We start from the raw sequence: 16,067 nt of genomic DNA, 5'->3' as shown, positions 1-16,067 counted from the left end.
GCGCATTACCTGATTGAGCAGGGCGTAGGCCTGGGTGATCGCGTCGCCTTGTGCTTGGCGCGCAACCCGCAGCGGCTCATTGGCCTGCTGGCCGTGCTCAAGTGCGGGGCGGCCTACGTGCCGATCGACCCAGCCTATCCCGATGAGCGTATCGCCTACCTGCTCGATGACAGCACCCCGAAAACGGTGCTGGTGGACCATGTCACCCAGGGCCGGATGGGCGCTGTGCATTGCACGGTCGTGGACCAGGACGACTGGCAGGGCGAAGCGCACCTCAACCCCTGCGTGAACGGGCTCGATGCGCACCAGCTGGCCTATGTGGTCTACACCTCCGGCTCCACCGGGCGACCGAAGGGGGTGATGGTCGAACATGCCACCCTGGCCAACCTGGTGCATTGGCACTGCGACGCCTTTGGCGTAGGCGCCGGCACCCACACCAGCACCGTTGCAGGCTTTGGCTTCGACGCCATGGCCTGGGAGGTCTGGCCGGCCCTGTGCGCCGGGGCCGCTTTGCACGTGCCGCCTGCGCACATCGGCGCCGAACACGTGGATGAGCTGATCGACTGGTGGCTGCAACAACCGCTGGCGGTGAGCTTCCTGCCTACCCCGGTGGCCGAGCAGGCGCTGCGCCGCGAGCATCAGCACCCGACTTTGCAGACCTTGCTGATCGGCGGTGACCGTCTGCGTCAGTTCGAGCGTGATCCGGGCTTCAAGGTGGTCAATAACTACGGGCCGACCGAAGCCACGGTGGTTGCCACCGCCGGGGCCCTGACCGCTGGCGCGCCGCTGCACATCGGCACGCCGATCGCCAATACCCGGGTCTACGTGCTCGATGCCCATCGCCAACTGGTGCCGCTGGGTGCGGTGGGCGAGTTGTACATTGGGGGCGCAGGGGTGGCACGCGGCTACTTCGAGCGCGAGACCTTGACCCACGAGCGCTTCCTGCCCGACCCATACAGCCCTCAAGGCAATGCTCGCATGTACCGCAGTGGTGACCTGGTGCGCTGGCGAGCGGACGGCACCCTGGAGTACCTGGGCCGCAACGACGACCAGGTCAAGGTGCGCGGCGTGCGTGTGGAACTGGGCGAAATCGAATGCACGCTGGCTGCCCAGCCAGGGGTTGGCGATGCCGTGGTGCTGGTACGTGATGACAGGCTGCTGGCCTGGTTCACCGAAACCGCGCCGGTCAACGTGGAGGCGCTGCGCCAGGCCATGTTGGCCAGCCTGCCCATGCACCTGGTGCCCCAGGCCTTTACACGCCTGGATGTGCTGCCCTTGACCAGCCACGGCAAGCTCGACCGCAGGGCGCTGCCCGAGCCTGCCGTGCTGCACCGGGCCGGCGAAGGCCATGAGCCACCACAAGGTCCTGTAGAAACCGCGCTGGCCCAGGCCTGGGCTGACTTGCTCGGGGTCGAGCAGGTGGGGCGTCACGACAACTTCTTCGAACTGGGCGGGCACTCGTTGCTGGCGGTCAACCTCACCGCGCGGCTGCGCCGCGAAGGCCTGCAGGTCGATGTCCGTACCTTGTTCGGCAAGCCGACCATCGCGGCGCTGGCCAGTACCCTGGGCCAGGCGCGCGGGGTCACGGTGCCGGCCAACCTGATCGCCCCTGGCTGCGAACAGATCACCCCGGCGATGCTGCCGTTGATCGCGCTCGATGACGGCGCCATCGCGCGCATCGTTGCCCAGGTGCCAGGCGGCACCGGCAACGTCCAGGATATCTACCCGCTGGCGCCGTTGCAGGAAGGCATCCTCTACCACCATGTCAGTGCCGACGGCCACGACCCCTATGTGCTGCAGTCACGCTTCGTTTTCGAGACCCGTGGGCACCTGGACAACTTCGTGGCGGCCTTGAACAAGGTCATTGCCCGGCACGATGTGCTGCGCACAGCCATTTTCTGGCAAGGCCTGCCCCAACCTGTGCAGGTGGTGCTGCGCCACGCTTCGCTGGCCGTGCTACCGGCACAAGACGCCGCAGGCGGGCCTCCACCGGCATTCGACCTTGGCCAGGCACCGTTGATGCGCCTGGTCGTCGGCTCGACAGGCCATGACCAGCAAGTGCAGGCCACCTTGCAGTTCCATCACATCGTGATGGACCACACGGCCATGGAGGTGGTGGCACAGGAGCTGATCGCCTACTTGCAGGGCGATGACGCGCCCGACCAGGCGCCGATGCCTTACCGCAATTATGTGGCCCAGGCGCGCCTGAGCATGAGCCAAGACGAGCACGAAGCATTCTTCCGGGCGCAGCTGGGCGCGGTCGAAGAACCTACCTTGCCCTTCGGCCTGAGTGATGTGCAGGGCAATGGCCAGGCGCTGGAGGACGCCACGCTGTGGCTTGACGAGACCCTGGCCGCTCGTTTGCGCAGCCAGGCACGCCGCCTGGGCATCAGCGCCGCCAGCCTGTTCCACCTGGGCTGGGCGCGTCTGTTGAGTGCAGCCACAGGGCAGGGCACGGTGGTGTTCGGCACCGTGCTGCTGGGCCGTCTGCAGGGCGGCGAGGGTGCCGAGCGGGCCTTGGGCATGTTCATCAACACCTTGCCGCTGCGCATCGACCTGGCGGGCATGCCCGTCGAGGCCGCTGCGCGGGCGGCCCATCGCCAGCTCAGCGAACTGCTGGCCCACGAGCATGCCTCGTTGGCCCTGGCCCAACGCTGCAGTGGCGTGGCCGGGCCGCAGCCGCTGTTCAGCGCCATGCTCAACTACCGGCACAGCACCCAGGCCAGCGCCGACCAGAAAGCGGCGAGCGCAGGCATCACCATCGGCCAAAGCCAGGAACGCAGCAACTACCCCCTGGGGTTGAACGTGGACGATGTGGGCCAGGCCTTCCGCCTGGTGGCCACGACCACGCCGGCGGTGGGTGCAGCGCGCATCTGCGGGCAGATGCAGCACGTGCTGCAGGCGCTGGTGACGGCGCTTGAGCAAGCCCCTGAACGCTGCGTGCAGCACTTGCCAGTGCTGCAGGCCGCAGAGCGCGAGCGGGTACTGGCAGCGTTCAACGCCACGGCCAGGGACTACGACCTGCACCACACGCTGCACGGGCTGATCGAAGCCCAGGTGCGACGTACACCGACGGCGGTGGCGGTCAGCGCCGAGGAAGGCGCGCTCACCTTCGAACAGCTCGACGCCCAGTCCAACCGCCTGGCGCATCACCTGATCGGGCTGGGTGTGAAGCCTGATGACCGGGTGGCGATTTGCGTCGAGCGCGGTTTGTCGATGGTGGTGGGGCTGCTCGGGATCCTGAAGGCGGGCGGCGCGTATGTGCCGGTCGATCCGGACTACCCGGCAGCGCGTGTGCGCCACATGCTCACCGACAGCGAACCCGTGGCCGTGCTGGTGCATGGCGCGACCCGGCATGTACCGGAACACCCGGTCCTGATCGATCTTGATGTCCCCGTCTGGCAACATTGCCCGGCTGTCGCTCCGTCGGTGACCGGACTGACACCTCGGCATCTGGCCTATGTGATCTACACCTCAGGCTCGACCGGCTTGCCCAAGGGCGTGATGAACGAGCACGCTGGGGTGATCAACCGCCTGCTGTGGATGCAGGACGCCTACGCGCTCGGTGCCGACGACGTTGTGCTGCAGAAGACCCCGTTCAGCTTCGACGTCTCGGTCTGGGAGCTGCTGTGGCCATTGCAGACCGGTGCGAAACTGGTCATGGCCAGGCCCGGCGGGCACCGCGACCCGCAGTACCTGCAGCACGCTATTGAGGCTGAAGGCGTCAGCACGCTGCACTTTGTGCCATCGATGCTGGACGTGTTCCTCTCGGCCATCGAATCAGGCTGGTCCGCGCCTTCGCTCAAGCGTGTGGTGTGCAGCGGCGAAGCACTGCCAGGCAGCCTCGTGCGCCGCTTCCACCAGCAACTGCCGGATGTTGAGTTGCACAACCTCTACGGCCCGACCGAAGCCGCCGTGGATGTGAGTGCCTGGCACTGCGTGAGCGCACCCGACAACACCCCAATCGGCAAGCCCATCGCCAACACCACCCTGTACGTGCTGGACGAGCAAGGCCAGCCGGTACCGCAGGGCGTGGCCGGCGAGCTGTACATCGGTGGCGTGCAGGTCGCCCGCGGTTACCTGAACCGGCCCGAACTGACCGCCGAGCGCTTCCTGGATGACCCGTTCGGTCAGCGCCCAGGCGGGCGGCTGTACCGCACCGGGGACCTGGCGCGGCACCTGCCGGACGGTAACCTCGAATACCTGGGCCGTAACGACGACCAGGTGAAGTTGCGCGGGCTGCGTATCGAACTGGGTGAAATCCAAGCGGCCATGACGGCTGTCGCGGGCATCAAGGAGGCCGTGGTCATCGCCCGCGACCAGCGCTTGATTGCCTACTACACCGGCGCTCAACAACCGGTGGACGCGCTTCGCACGGCCTTGCTGCACGTATTGCCGGACTTCATGGTACCGGCGCTGTTCATGCACCTTCAGGCCTTGCCGCTGAGCCCCAACGGCAAGCTCGACCGCAAAGCATTGCCCGAACCCGACGCACTGCCGGAGCGCCCGTTCGAAGCCGCCGAAGGGCCGACCGAGACCCTGATGGCTGCACTGTGGTGCGAGCTGCTTGAGGTGGAGCGGGTAGGGCGGCACGACAACTTCTTCGAGCTGGGCGGGCACTCGCTGCTGGCCGTCACCCTGACTTCAAGGTTGCGCGAAGCGGGCCTTGAAGCCGACGTGCGGGCCCTGTTCGACCAACCGACACTGGCAGGCTACGCAGCCATCACAGACAGAATGGAGATCGTCCTGTGAGCATCAACCAATTACTGGCCACACTGGCCGACCACGACGTGCAGCTGGCGCTCAAGGATGGCCAACTGGTGGTGCAGGGCAACCGGCAGGCACTGACCGACGGCGCCCTGGTGGCCCAGTTGCGGGCCCACAAACCGGCGCTGGTGAGCCTGATCGAACGCGGCGAATACGTGGCTCGCAAGCACGGCCCGGTGGCGGTGCCACCCAACCTCATCGCACCTGGGAGCACGCACATCAGTGCAGCGATGCTCAACCTGGTGACCCTGGACCAGGCCGCCGTGGACCAGGTGGTCGCTGCCATCCCGGGCGGGGCGCCCAACGTGCAGGACATCTACCCGTTGGCGCCCCTGCAGCAGGGCATGCTGTTCCACCATGCCCGCGCCGAAGGCCACGACCCGTATGTGATGCAAGCGCGCTTCGCCTTTGCCAGCCAGGCACGTTTCGACGCCTTCGCGCAGGCGCTGCGCGGCGTCATCGCCCGCCATGACATCCTGCGCACGTCGGTACACTGGGAAGGCTTGGCCCAACCTCTGCAGGTGGTCTGGCGGCACGCTGAGCTCGCGGTGCTGACGCTGGCGGACCCGGCGACCGACCGGGACTGGATCGACTTGACCCAGGCACCCCTGATTCGCCTGCTGCGCGAGCCCGCTCAGGCAGATGGCACGTTACACGCCACCTTGCAGTTCCATCACATCGCCCTGGACCACAGTGCACTGGACGTGGTCCGGCAGGAGCTGATCGCCTTTCTGACCGGCAACGGCGCGCAGCTCGGGGCCGCGGTACCGTTTCGTGACTACGTGGCTCAAGCCGTGCTTGGGGTCAGCGAGGCCGAGCACGAAGCCTTCTTCCGCGACATGCTGGGCGACATCGACGAGCCGACCCTGGCCTACGGGCTTGCCCAGGTACAGGGTGGCGACTCGGTGCATGAGGAGCATCAACTCGACTTGCCGCTGGCGCTGTGTCAGGGTTTGCGCAGCCATGCACGCACCCTGGGGGTAAGCGTTGCCAGCCTGTTCCACCTGGCCTGGGGGCGCGTGCTGGGCGGGCTGACCGGGCGCGATCAGGTCGTGTTCGGCACGGTGCTGATGGGGCGCCTGCTCGGCGCGCAAGGCACCGACCGGGCCCTGGGCATCTTCATCAACACCTTGCCATTGCGGGTGGACCTGGCGGCGGCGAACCTTGAAGGCGCTATCCATGCGACCCACAAGCGCCTGACCGCCTTGATGCGCCATGAACACGCGCCACTGGCCCTGGCCCAACGGTGCAGTGGCGTGGCCGCACCTGCGCCGCTGTTCAACAGCCTGCTCAATTACCGGCACAGCGCTGTCGGCCCGGCTGAGCCGCGCCGGGCAGCGTTGGCCGGCATCGACATCATCGACTCGGTAGAAGCCACCAACTACCCGCTGACCTTGAGTATCGACGACCTGGGTGAGGGGTTGCGCCTGACCTTGCTTGCCGACGCCCAGGTACCGGCGCAACGTGTCTGCGCCTATCTACGGCAGACCCTGGAGAGCCTGTTGCACGCGCCGCAGGCGGCGGTACTCGACCTGCCCATGTTGCCTGTCGCCGAGCGTCAATGGCTGCTGGACACCTTCAATGCCTCCCACGCCGATTATGACGAGCAGCATACGCTGCACCAGCGTATCGAGCAGCGCGCCCAGCATAGCCCTGATGAGGTGGCGGCGACCTTTGGCGAACGGCAGTTGAGCTACGGCCAACTCAACCGCCAGGCCAATGCCCTGGCGCATCACCTGATCGCCCTGGGGGTGCAACCGGATGACCGCGTGGCGGTGCTTGCCCGGCGCGGCCTGGAAACGCTGGTGGGCTTGCTGGCAGTGCTCAAGGCAGGCGCAGGCTATGTGCCTGTCGATGCTGCCCACCCGGACGAGCGGGTGCGCTACCTGCTCGAAGACAGCGCCCCGGTGGCGCTGCTGACCCAACGGGCGCTGCTGCCACGGGTCGGTCATAGCGCACGGCCGGTGCTGCTGCTGGACCAGCCCGACTGGCCGGCCCGGGACGACGATCCTGTCGTCAAAACCCTCACCCCTCGGCACCTGGCCTATGTGATCTACACCTCGGGCTCGACCGGTGAGCCCAAAGGGGTAATGGTCGAGCACCTGACGGTGAACAACCTGGTCGACTGGCATTGCCGCGCTTTCGGCCTGGCCCCGGGCCGGCATACCTCAAGCCTTGCCGGGTTCGGCTTCGATGCAATGGCCTGGGAGATCTGGCCGGCACTGTGCGCCGGCGCAACCGTGCACCTGGCCCCGACGAGCGGCGCCAGTGATGACCTGGACGCCATGCTCGCCTGGTGGCAGGCGCAGCCGCTGGATGTGAGCTTTTTGCCCACGCCTGTGGCCGAATATGCCTTCAATCACCACCTGGAACACCCCACGCTGCGCACCCTGCTGATTGGCGGTGACCGCTTGCGCCAGTTCAACCGAACTCAACGCTTTACCGTGGTGAACAACTATGGCCCCACCGAAACCACGGTCGTGGCAAGCTCCGGCGCCGTGCACGCCGGCTGCGCCTTGCATATCGGCAAACCGGTGGACAACGCCCGGTTGTACGTGCTCGATGCGCGCCTGCAACCGGTGCCGCTGGGCGTACCTGGCGAGCTGTACATCGGGGGTGCCGGGGTTGCCCGTGGTTACCTGAACCGCCCGCAACTGACGGCCGAGCGTTTTGTGCAAGACCCGTTCGCGACCTCGGCCAGTGCCCGCATGTACCGCTCGGGCGATCTGGTGCGCTGGCTTGCCGACGGCTCGCTGGAGTGCCTGGGCCGCAACGATGACCAGGTCAAGATCCGCGGCTTGCGCATCGAACCCGGTGAGATCGAGAGCCGCCTGGCGGCCTTGGCAGGTATCGACGAAGCAGTGGTCATCGCTCGCGAAGATCAGCCGGGGCACCCGCGCTTGGTGGCTTATTACACGGTCAGGCCCGACGTGGCCCCGCTCGAACCTGAAGGCCTGCGCGCCCAATTGCAGGCCCACCTGCCCGAGTACATGGTGCCGGTAGCCTTCGTCGCCTTGCCAGCGCTGCCCCTGACCGCCAACGGTAAGCTCGACCGCCGCGCACTGCCGGCACCGGAGCGCACAGCGCTCTTCGAGGTGGGTTTCGAAGCGCCGGTGGGTGAACTCGAACAGGCCCTGGCCCAACTGTGGGCCGAGTTGCTGCACGTGGAGCGGGTCGGGCGGCATGATGATTTCTTCCGCCTGGGTGGGCATTCATTGTTGGCCATGCGCATGGTGTCCCAAGTGCGCGTACGCCTGGGGGCTGAACTGAGCCTGGCAGCATTGTTTGCCGCGGCACAATTGACCAGCGTGGCCAGGCACCTGGAGCAGGCTGGGCGCAGCGAGGTGCCGCCTATCGTGGCCGCAGCGCCAGGGCAGGCCTTGCCCATGTCCTTCGCCCAGCAGCGCCTGTGGTTCCTGGCCCAGCTGGAGGGTGGCAGCCAGGCCTACAACGTCCCCCTGGCCCTTGGCCTGCGCGGTGGGTTGGATGTCGATGCGCTGGAAGCAGCCCTGCTGCGCCTGCTGGAGCGCCACCCGGTGCTGCGCAGTCAGTTCAAGGCCGTGGCTGACAGCGCCGAAGTGGTCATTTGCCCAGTGCCGCAGACAGGCTGGTTGCAACGCGAAGCAGTGACGCCCGCCGCGTTGCCCGCCCGGCTTCAGGCGCTTGCCCGAACCCCCTTCGACTTGGCCTGCGGGCCCCTGGTGCAGGCGCATGTGCTGCGCTTGGACGAGCAGCATCACGTACTGGCCATGACCGTGCACCATATCGTGGCCGATGGCTGGTCCCTGGGCGTGATGACCCACGAGTTGAACCTGCTCTACGCCGCATTGCGTGAGGGCCGGGAGGACCCGCTGCCCGCACTGGCCCTGCAGTACACCGATTACGCCGTGTGGCAGCGTCGATGGCTGACGGGTGAACGCCTGCAACAGCAGCTCGATTACTGGCACCAGACGCTGGAGGGCGCGCCGACGTTGATCAACCTGCCCACCGACCGGCAACGCCCGACGCGGCAGGACCTGGCCGGTGCCAGCGTGCCGGTGCACCTGTCGCCGCGTCTCTCGGCGGCACTGCGCACCTTGGCCCATCAGCACGGTGCGACGGTGTACATGACGGTGCTGGCCGCATGGTCAGCACTGCTGGCGCGCCTGTCCGGCCAGCCTGAAGTGGTGGTCGGCTGCCCGGTCGCAGGACGAGGGCGTGCCGAACTCGAACCCTTGGTCGGGCTGTTCGTCAATACGCTGGCCCTGCGCATTGACCCAAGCGCAGCACCGACCGCGCACGCCTTGATAGGCCAGGTACGCGACCGGGTTCTGCAGGCCCAGGCCCACCAGGACGTGCCGTTCGAACACGTGGTGGAAGTGCTGCGCCCTGCGCGCAGCCTGAGCCATACGCCCGTGTTCCAGGTCAGCTTGAACTGGCAGGCGACCGAGGGCGCCGCGCTGACGCTGGCAGGTTTGCAACTGGAGGCCGTCAACCAAGCCAGCGCTGTGGCCAAGTTCGACCTGACCTTGAACCTGGGGGAACAGGGCGACTGCCTGATTGGCAGCCTGGACTACGCCACTGCGCTGTTCGATGAGGCGACGGTGCGCCGCCACCTGGGTTACTTCGAGCGGCTGCTCCGGGCGATGACGGCCAATGACCAGCAACCGTTGGCCCAAGTAGACCTGTTGGACGCGTCCGAGCGTGATCATCTGCTGTATGCGCTTAACCAGACACACACTGCCTGTCCCCGCGCGTGCAGCGTGACGCATCTGTTCGAGCGACGCGCGGCCGAGCATCCCGCCGCCATCGCCGCGGTGCATGGCGAGCACGTCCTGGGTTATGGCGAGCTCAACCGGCAGGCCAACCGCCTGGCACGCTACCTGATTGCCCAAGGCGTCAAGCCCGCTGCGCAGGTGGCGCTGCTGTTGCCGCGCTCCTTCTCCTTGCTGGTGGCCCAGTTGGCCGTGCTCAAGTGTGCGGCCAGCTATGTGCCGCTTGACCTGCATGCACCTGCCGAGCGCCAGGCGTTCATGGTGCAGGACTGCCAGGCCAGCCTCGTGCTGACAGTGGCCACGGTCAATGCACCCCTGGGCCCACGTCGCATCGACCTGGATACCTTGCAGCTTGCACACGGGTCTGGTGATGACCTGGGCCTGGCACCGGCCGCCGACAGCACTGCCTACGTGATGTACACCTCCGGCACGACCGGTCAGCCAAAGGGCGTGTGCGTCCCGCACCGTGGCATCGTGCGCCTGGTGGTGGACAACGGCTATGTCGAACTGGGCTCCAATGACCGCCTGGGCCTCGCCTCCAACCCGGCGTTCGATGCCAGCACCTTCGAGGTCTGGGGCGCGTTGCTCAACGGCGGCCAGGTGCATGTGATCGACCACGCCACGCTGGTCGACCCTGAGCGTTTCGCCTGCGCGCTGCAGGACCAGGCCATCACGGTGCTGTTCCTGACCACCGCGCTGTTCAACCAGTACGTACAGCTGATGCCCCAGGCCCTGGCCGGGCTGCGGGTGCTGATCAGCGGCGGGGAGCGGGCCGAGCCGGCTGCGTTCCGCGCGCTCCTGGCCCAAGCACCTGGCCTGCGCCTGATCAATGGCTATGGCCCTACCGAGACCACCACCTTTGCCGTCACCTGCGAAGTTCAGGCCCTGGCGCCGGATGCAAACCAGGTCCCCATTGGCCGCCCCATCGGCAATACCCAGGTGTATGTGCTGGATGCGTGGCAGCGCCCGGTGCCACAGGGCGTGGTCGGTGAATTGTATGTCGGCGGTGACGGTGTGGCCCTGGGTTATCTGAATCGGCCCGACCTGACCGAACAGCGCTTTGTCCAAGACCCGTTCGGTCAGCAGGCGGGGGCGCGTCTTTATCGCACGGGCGACCTGGTGCGCTGGAATGCCGACGGCCAGCTCGAATGCCTGGGGCGTAACGATGATCAGGTGAAAATCCGCGGTTTCCGTATCGAGCCTGGCGAAATCGAGCAAGTGCTGGCTCAGGCACCCGGCATCGGCGAGGTGCTTGTCATGGCCATGGAGCAGGCCCACGGGCCTCACCGATTGGTCGCCTGGTACACACGCCGTAGCGAGGACCTCGATGGCACGGATCTTCGCGATTACCTGCGCGCCCGACTACCCGATTACATGGTGCCGTCGGCGTTCGTGCCTCTGGTGCGGATGCCGCTGAACAACAACGGCAAGATCGATCGTATGGCGTTGCCGGCCCCGGGGCTGCAGGATCTGTCGACGGTGGTGTTCGAAGCGCCTCGGGCTGGGCATGAGGCTGACCTGGCGCGTATCTGGGCCGATCTGCTTGGGCTCAACACCATCGGCCGGCAGGACCGTTTCTTCGAGCAGGGCGGGCACTCCTTGCTGGCCATGCGCATGCTGGCCCAGGTACGCGAACAGATGGGCTGCGAACTGGCGTTGGCCGACCTGTTCGCCGACGACTGCCTGGCTGCAGTGGCGGCCACCTTGCAAGCCAGCGTGCAGGCCTTGCCGGCCCTGGAACCGATGCCGCGTGAAGAGCGCCTGCCGCTTTCCCTGGCCCAGCAGCGCCTATGGTTCCTGACCCAGATGTCTGAAGCCAGTGCTGCCTATCACATTCCGGTGGCGCTGCACCTGGAAGGGCGCCTGCACCGTCAGGCGCTGGAGCGCAGCCTGCGTGCGCTGGTGGCCCGTCATGAAAGCCTGCGCAGCCGATTCCATGAGCATGACGGTGAACCGTATGTGGCGCTGGCAACCGATACAGAGGCGTTCACCGTGCAGTGGCACCGGGCCTGCGGGCTGGATTCGCCTGGTCTGCAAGCATGGGCCCGTGCCGAGGCCGCGCGGCCCTTTGCTCTGGACCAGGACCTGCCGATACGCGCTCACGTGCTGGACCTCGGTGATGACCGCCACGCGCTGCTACTGGTCGTTCACCACCTGGTGGCGGATGGCTGGTCCCTGGGCATTCTGATCGGCGAGCTCGCGGCGCTCTACCAGGCTTTCGCTACGCACGCCCCCAACCCGCTGCCCGCGCTCAGGGTGCAGTACCTCGATTATGCCCAGTGGCAGCAGCGCTGGCTCAACGGTTCGGCGCTGGATGCCCAAGCCGACTACTGGCGCAAGCAGCTCCACGGCTCGCCCGCGCTGCTCAGCCTGCCATGGGACCGGCCTCGTCCGGAGCGCCAGCAATACGCGGGCGACAGCGTCCAGGTCCAGCTCGACCTGCCGTCCAGTGAAGCCCTCAAAGCCGTGTGCACGCGCCATGGCGTCACGCCTTTCATGCTGTTCACGGCAGCGTGGGCAGCGCTGCTCGCTCGCCTGTCCGGGCAGCAGGATGTGGTCATCGGCTCGCCGGTCGCCAATCGACGGCAGAGCCAGGTCCAGGGGATGGTGGGCATGTTCGTCAATGCCCTGGCCTTGCGCCTGGACCTGTCGGGCCGCCCGCCGGTATCTGCGTTGCTGGCGCAGGCCAAGGCCGTGGTGCTGGAGGCCCAGGCCCATCAGGATGTTCCGTTCGAACAGGTGGTGGAGCTATTGCGCCCGCGGCGAAGCCTTGGGCATACGCCGCTGTATCAGGCAACGCTGGACTGGGACGCCAACGCCGGGCATCGGGCCCCTGCGTTTGCAGACTTGCATGTCAGCGCCATGGCTGCCGAGGCCGAAGTGGCCAAGTTCGATTTGAGCTTGAGCATGGGTGAGCGGGCCGGCTGCTTTGCCGGTGGCATCGTGTATGCCACCGCGCTGTTCAACCGCGCCACAATCGAACGCTTCGCCGGTTACCTGCAGCGCGTCCTGCAAGCCTTTGCGACCAGCGACCAGGCCATCGTCGCGGACATCGACCTGCTGGCTGGCGAAGAACGCGAGCGGGTGCTGCACGCCTTCAATGCGACCGGCACCGACCATGACCTTATCTGTACCCTGCACGCGCTGGTCGAGGCCCAGGCGCAGCGCACCCCGCAGGCCGTCGCCGTCAGCGCCGAGGAGGGCGAGCTGACCTTCGAGCAGCTCAACGCCCAGGCCAATCGCCTGGCTCACCACCTCATCGCGCTGGGCGTGACGCCCGATGATCGCGTGGCGATCTGCGTTGAACGCAGTTTGTCGATGATGGTGGGGCTGCTCGGAATCCTGAAGGCGGGCGGCGCGTATGTGCCGGTCGATCCGGATTACCCGGCAGAGCGTATTCGCCACATGCTCACCGACAGCGACCCGGTGGCGGTGCTGGTGCACGCGGCGACCCGGCATGTGCCCGAGCACGGCGTCGTGATCGATCTGGACGCGCCGTTGAGCCTGGAACTGCCTGCCACCAACCTGGAAGCTCCGGGGCTCACCCCGCAGCACCTGGCGTACGTCATCTATACCTCAGGCTCGACCGGCTTGCCCAAGGGCGTGATGAACGAGCATGCCGGCGTGGTCAATCGTCTGCTGTGGATGCAGGACGCCTATGCGCTGGGTGCTGACGACGTTGTACTGCAGAAGACCCCGTTCAGCTTCGACGTTTCGGTCTGGGAGCTGCTGTGGCCGCTTCAGACCGGTGCGAAGCTGGTCATGGCCAGGCCCGGCGGGCACCGCGACCCGCAGTACCTGCAACACGCTATTAAGGCCGAAGGCGTCAGCACGCTGCACTTTGTGCCATCGATGCTGGACGTGTTCCTCTCGGCCATCGAATCAGGCTGGTCCGCGCCTTCGCTCAAGCGTGTGGTGTGCAGCGGCGAAGCACTGCCAGGCAGCCTCGTGCGCCGCTTCCACCAGCAACTGCCGGATGTTGAGTTGCACAACCTCTACGGCCCGACCGAAGCCGCCGTGGATGTGAGTGCCTGGCACTGCGTGAGCGCACCCGACAACACCCCAATCGGCAAGCCCATCGCCAACACCACCCTGTACGTGCTGGACGATCAAAGCCAGCCGGTACCGCAGGGCGTGGCCGGCGAGCTGTACATCGGTGGTGTACAGGTCGCCCGCGGTTACCTGAACCGGCCCGAACTGACCGCCGAGCGCTTCCTGGATGACCCGTTCGGTCAGCGCCCAGGCGGGCGGCTGTACCGCACGGGTGACTTGGCGCGGCACCTGCCGGACGGCAACCTTGAATACCTGGGGCGTAACGACGATCAGGTCAAGCTTCATGGCCTGCGTATCGAGCTGGGTGAAATTCAGGCGGCGATGACGGCCGTGGACACCGTCAAGGAAGCGGTCGTGCTCGCCTGCGACCAGCACCTGGTAGCGTACTACACGGGCCAGCGTCTCATCCCCGAGGCGCTGCGGGCCGTCTTGATGGCGCGCTTGCCAGCGTTCATGGTTCCGTCGCACTTCATCCACCTGGCCGCGCTTCCGCTCGGCCCTAACGGCAAGCTTGACCGCAAGGCGTTGCCAGCGCCCGAGGTGCAGCAGCGCCCGTTCGAAGCCCCTTGCGGGGACGTCGAGCAGCTTGTCGCGAGCCTTTGGTGCGAGTTGCTCGACGTCGATGAGGTGGGCCGCCATGACAACTTCTTCGAGTTGGGCGGTCACTCGCTGGCGGCCATTCGCCTGGTGGACCGCCTGCGCAAGGCCGGGGTACCCGTTGCGCTCACTGACGTCTTCCAGCGTCCGAGCGTGGCGTTGCTGGCCAAGCAGGTGGATAGGCAAGCGCCAGCGGTAGCGACCGTGATCACGGTCCGGCCGGGTTCTGCCCAGGCACCGCTGTTCCTTGTGCATGAATTTTCCGGGCTGGACTTCTACTTCCCTGTGCTTGCCCACCAAGTGGGAGGCGACTTTGCCATCTACGGCCTGCCGGGATTACCCAGCGATGCCCCACAGCCACGCACGCTGGAATGTCTGGCGCGCTACCAGATCACGCAGATGCGCACCGTGCAACCCCACGGGCCCTACCGTCTGGCCGGGTGGTCATTCGGCGGTGTGCTGGCCATGGAAATGGCCAATCAACTGCGCGGCGTTGACGAGCAGGTGGCATTCATCGGTTTGATCGACACCTACGCACCGCGCTTGGCCGACCAAGGCAAGGCACGCTGGGAGGGCCCGTATGCCTTGGAGCGGCAGTTGCTGCTCAACTGCACGGCGTACTGGCAAACCAAGGGCGAGGCAGGCCGCGCCAAGCGGGCGCTGCTCGCGCGCCTGGAGCAGGACCAGGCCGACTTTGCGACCTTGCTGGCAAGCTGCCGTGAGCACGAGGTGCTCTACGGCCTGTGGGCCAGCATGACGGACGCGGACCTGCGGCATTATTTCGGCCGCGAGCTTGCCCATGGCCATGCCCTGGCTCATTACCGCCCAGCGCCGGTGGATGTGCCGGTGCACCTGCTCTGCGCCGCGCAGGCTGACGAGGCGCCTGAGGGCCTTGGCTGGCGCACGGCGTTGCCGACCCAGGTGCTGGTGACGCACACCGTTCCGGGGGATCACCGCAGCTTGATGCAAGCGCCCCATGTGACGACCGTTGGCCAGGTGCTGACGCAAGCGCTGGCGTGTGCTGCTGCCCCGGCTGTACCACCGCCCTTCGCCCCCGTGGCTATTCAGACCGGCGCTGCCGGGCACACGCCCGTGTTCTGCGTAGCCGGTGCCGGCGACAGTGTGACCAGCTTCATCGGCCTGGCCGAGGCGTTGGGCCCGCAGTGGCCCGTTCAAGGCTTGCAGGCCCGAGGCCTGGATGGCCTGTCGCTGCCGCACACCTGCGTCGAGGCTGCGGCGGCCTGGCATGTGCAGGCTATCGAAGCGGTCTATCCCGAGGGCCCGCTGAACCTGGTGGGGCATTCGTTCGGAGGCTGGGTGGCCCATGCCATGGCCGCGCGCTTGCAGGCCAAAGGGCGTCAAGTGCGCTCCTTGACGTTGATCGACAGCGAGGGCCCAGGCCCAGGGAGCACCTGCGGCCAGCCCCATACCTTCAGCCAGACGCTGCTGCGCCTGATCGAAGCGCTGGAAATGTCCTCCGGCAAACCCCTTGGTCTGGACCGGGTAGCGTTTGCACAAGCCAGCGACGACCAGCAACAGCAGCAACTGCACACGGCCATGGTGCGGGCAGGGCTGATGCCCGCCAGGCCCAGTGCGCGTGCGCTCGACGGCACGGTGCGCACTTTCGGTGCTGCGCTGCGCACGCCTTACCATCCAGAGCTGCCGTACACCGGCCCGGCAGGGCTGGTGCTGGTGGACGACCCGGGGCTGGACGCCGAAGGCAACGCTGCCGAGCACCGTCTCATGCAGCAGCGCTGGCAACAGTTGCTGCCTGGGCTGAAGGTATGGAAGGCGCCCGGCGATCATTTCAGCATCCTCAAGGTGCCCCATGTGTTCAGCCTGGCAGCGTGGTGGCATGACGGTCAGGCGCTTGCGCAGGCCCAGGTCGTTCAATAG

Annotated in this window: 2 protein-coding genes (1 of these 2 only partly in view); both read left to right on the top strand. The window is 66.8% G+C overall.

All coding sequences use genetic code 11. From position 1 onward, the window contains the following. On the top strand, nt 1-4,752 hold the 3' end of the coding sequence (locus PFU01S_RS22775; RefSeq protein ID WP_042139413.1) for a non-ribosomal peptide synthase/polyketide synthase. 17,601 nt of this gene lie to the left of the window's left edge; 4,752 of the gene's 22,353 nt are visible here — the last part of the coding sequence; the start codon falls outside the window, past its left edge; the stop codon is at nt 4,750-4,752. Next, nucleotides 4,749-16,067 (top strand): non-ribosomal peptide synthetase, encoded by an 11,319-nt coding sequence (locus PFU01S_RS09630; RefSeq protein WP_042139412.1) that lies wholly within the window; start codon nt 4,749-4,751, stop codon nt 16,065-16,067. Before PFU01S_RS22775 ends, PFU01S_RS09630 begins: the two co-directional genes overlap by 4 nt.

Origin of the sequence: Pseudomonas fulva NBRC 16637 = DSM 17717, from assembly GCF_000730565.1 — a bacterium.
Classification (GTDB): domain Bacteria; phylum Pseudomonadota; class Gammaproteobacteria; order Pseudomonadales; family Pseudomonadaceae; genus Aquipseudomonas; species Aquipseudomonas fulva.
The sequence above is the reverse complement of the archived record's forward strand: the minus strand, read 5'-3'. Positions and strand labels throughout refer to the sequence as shown.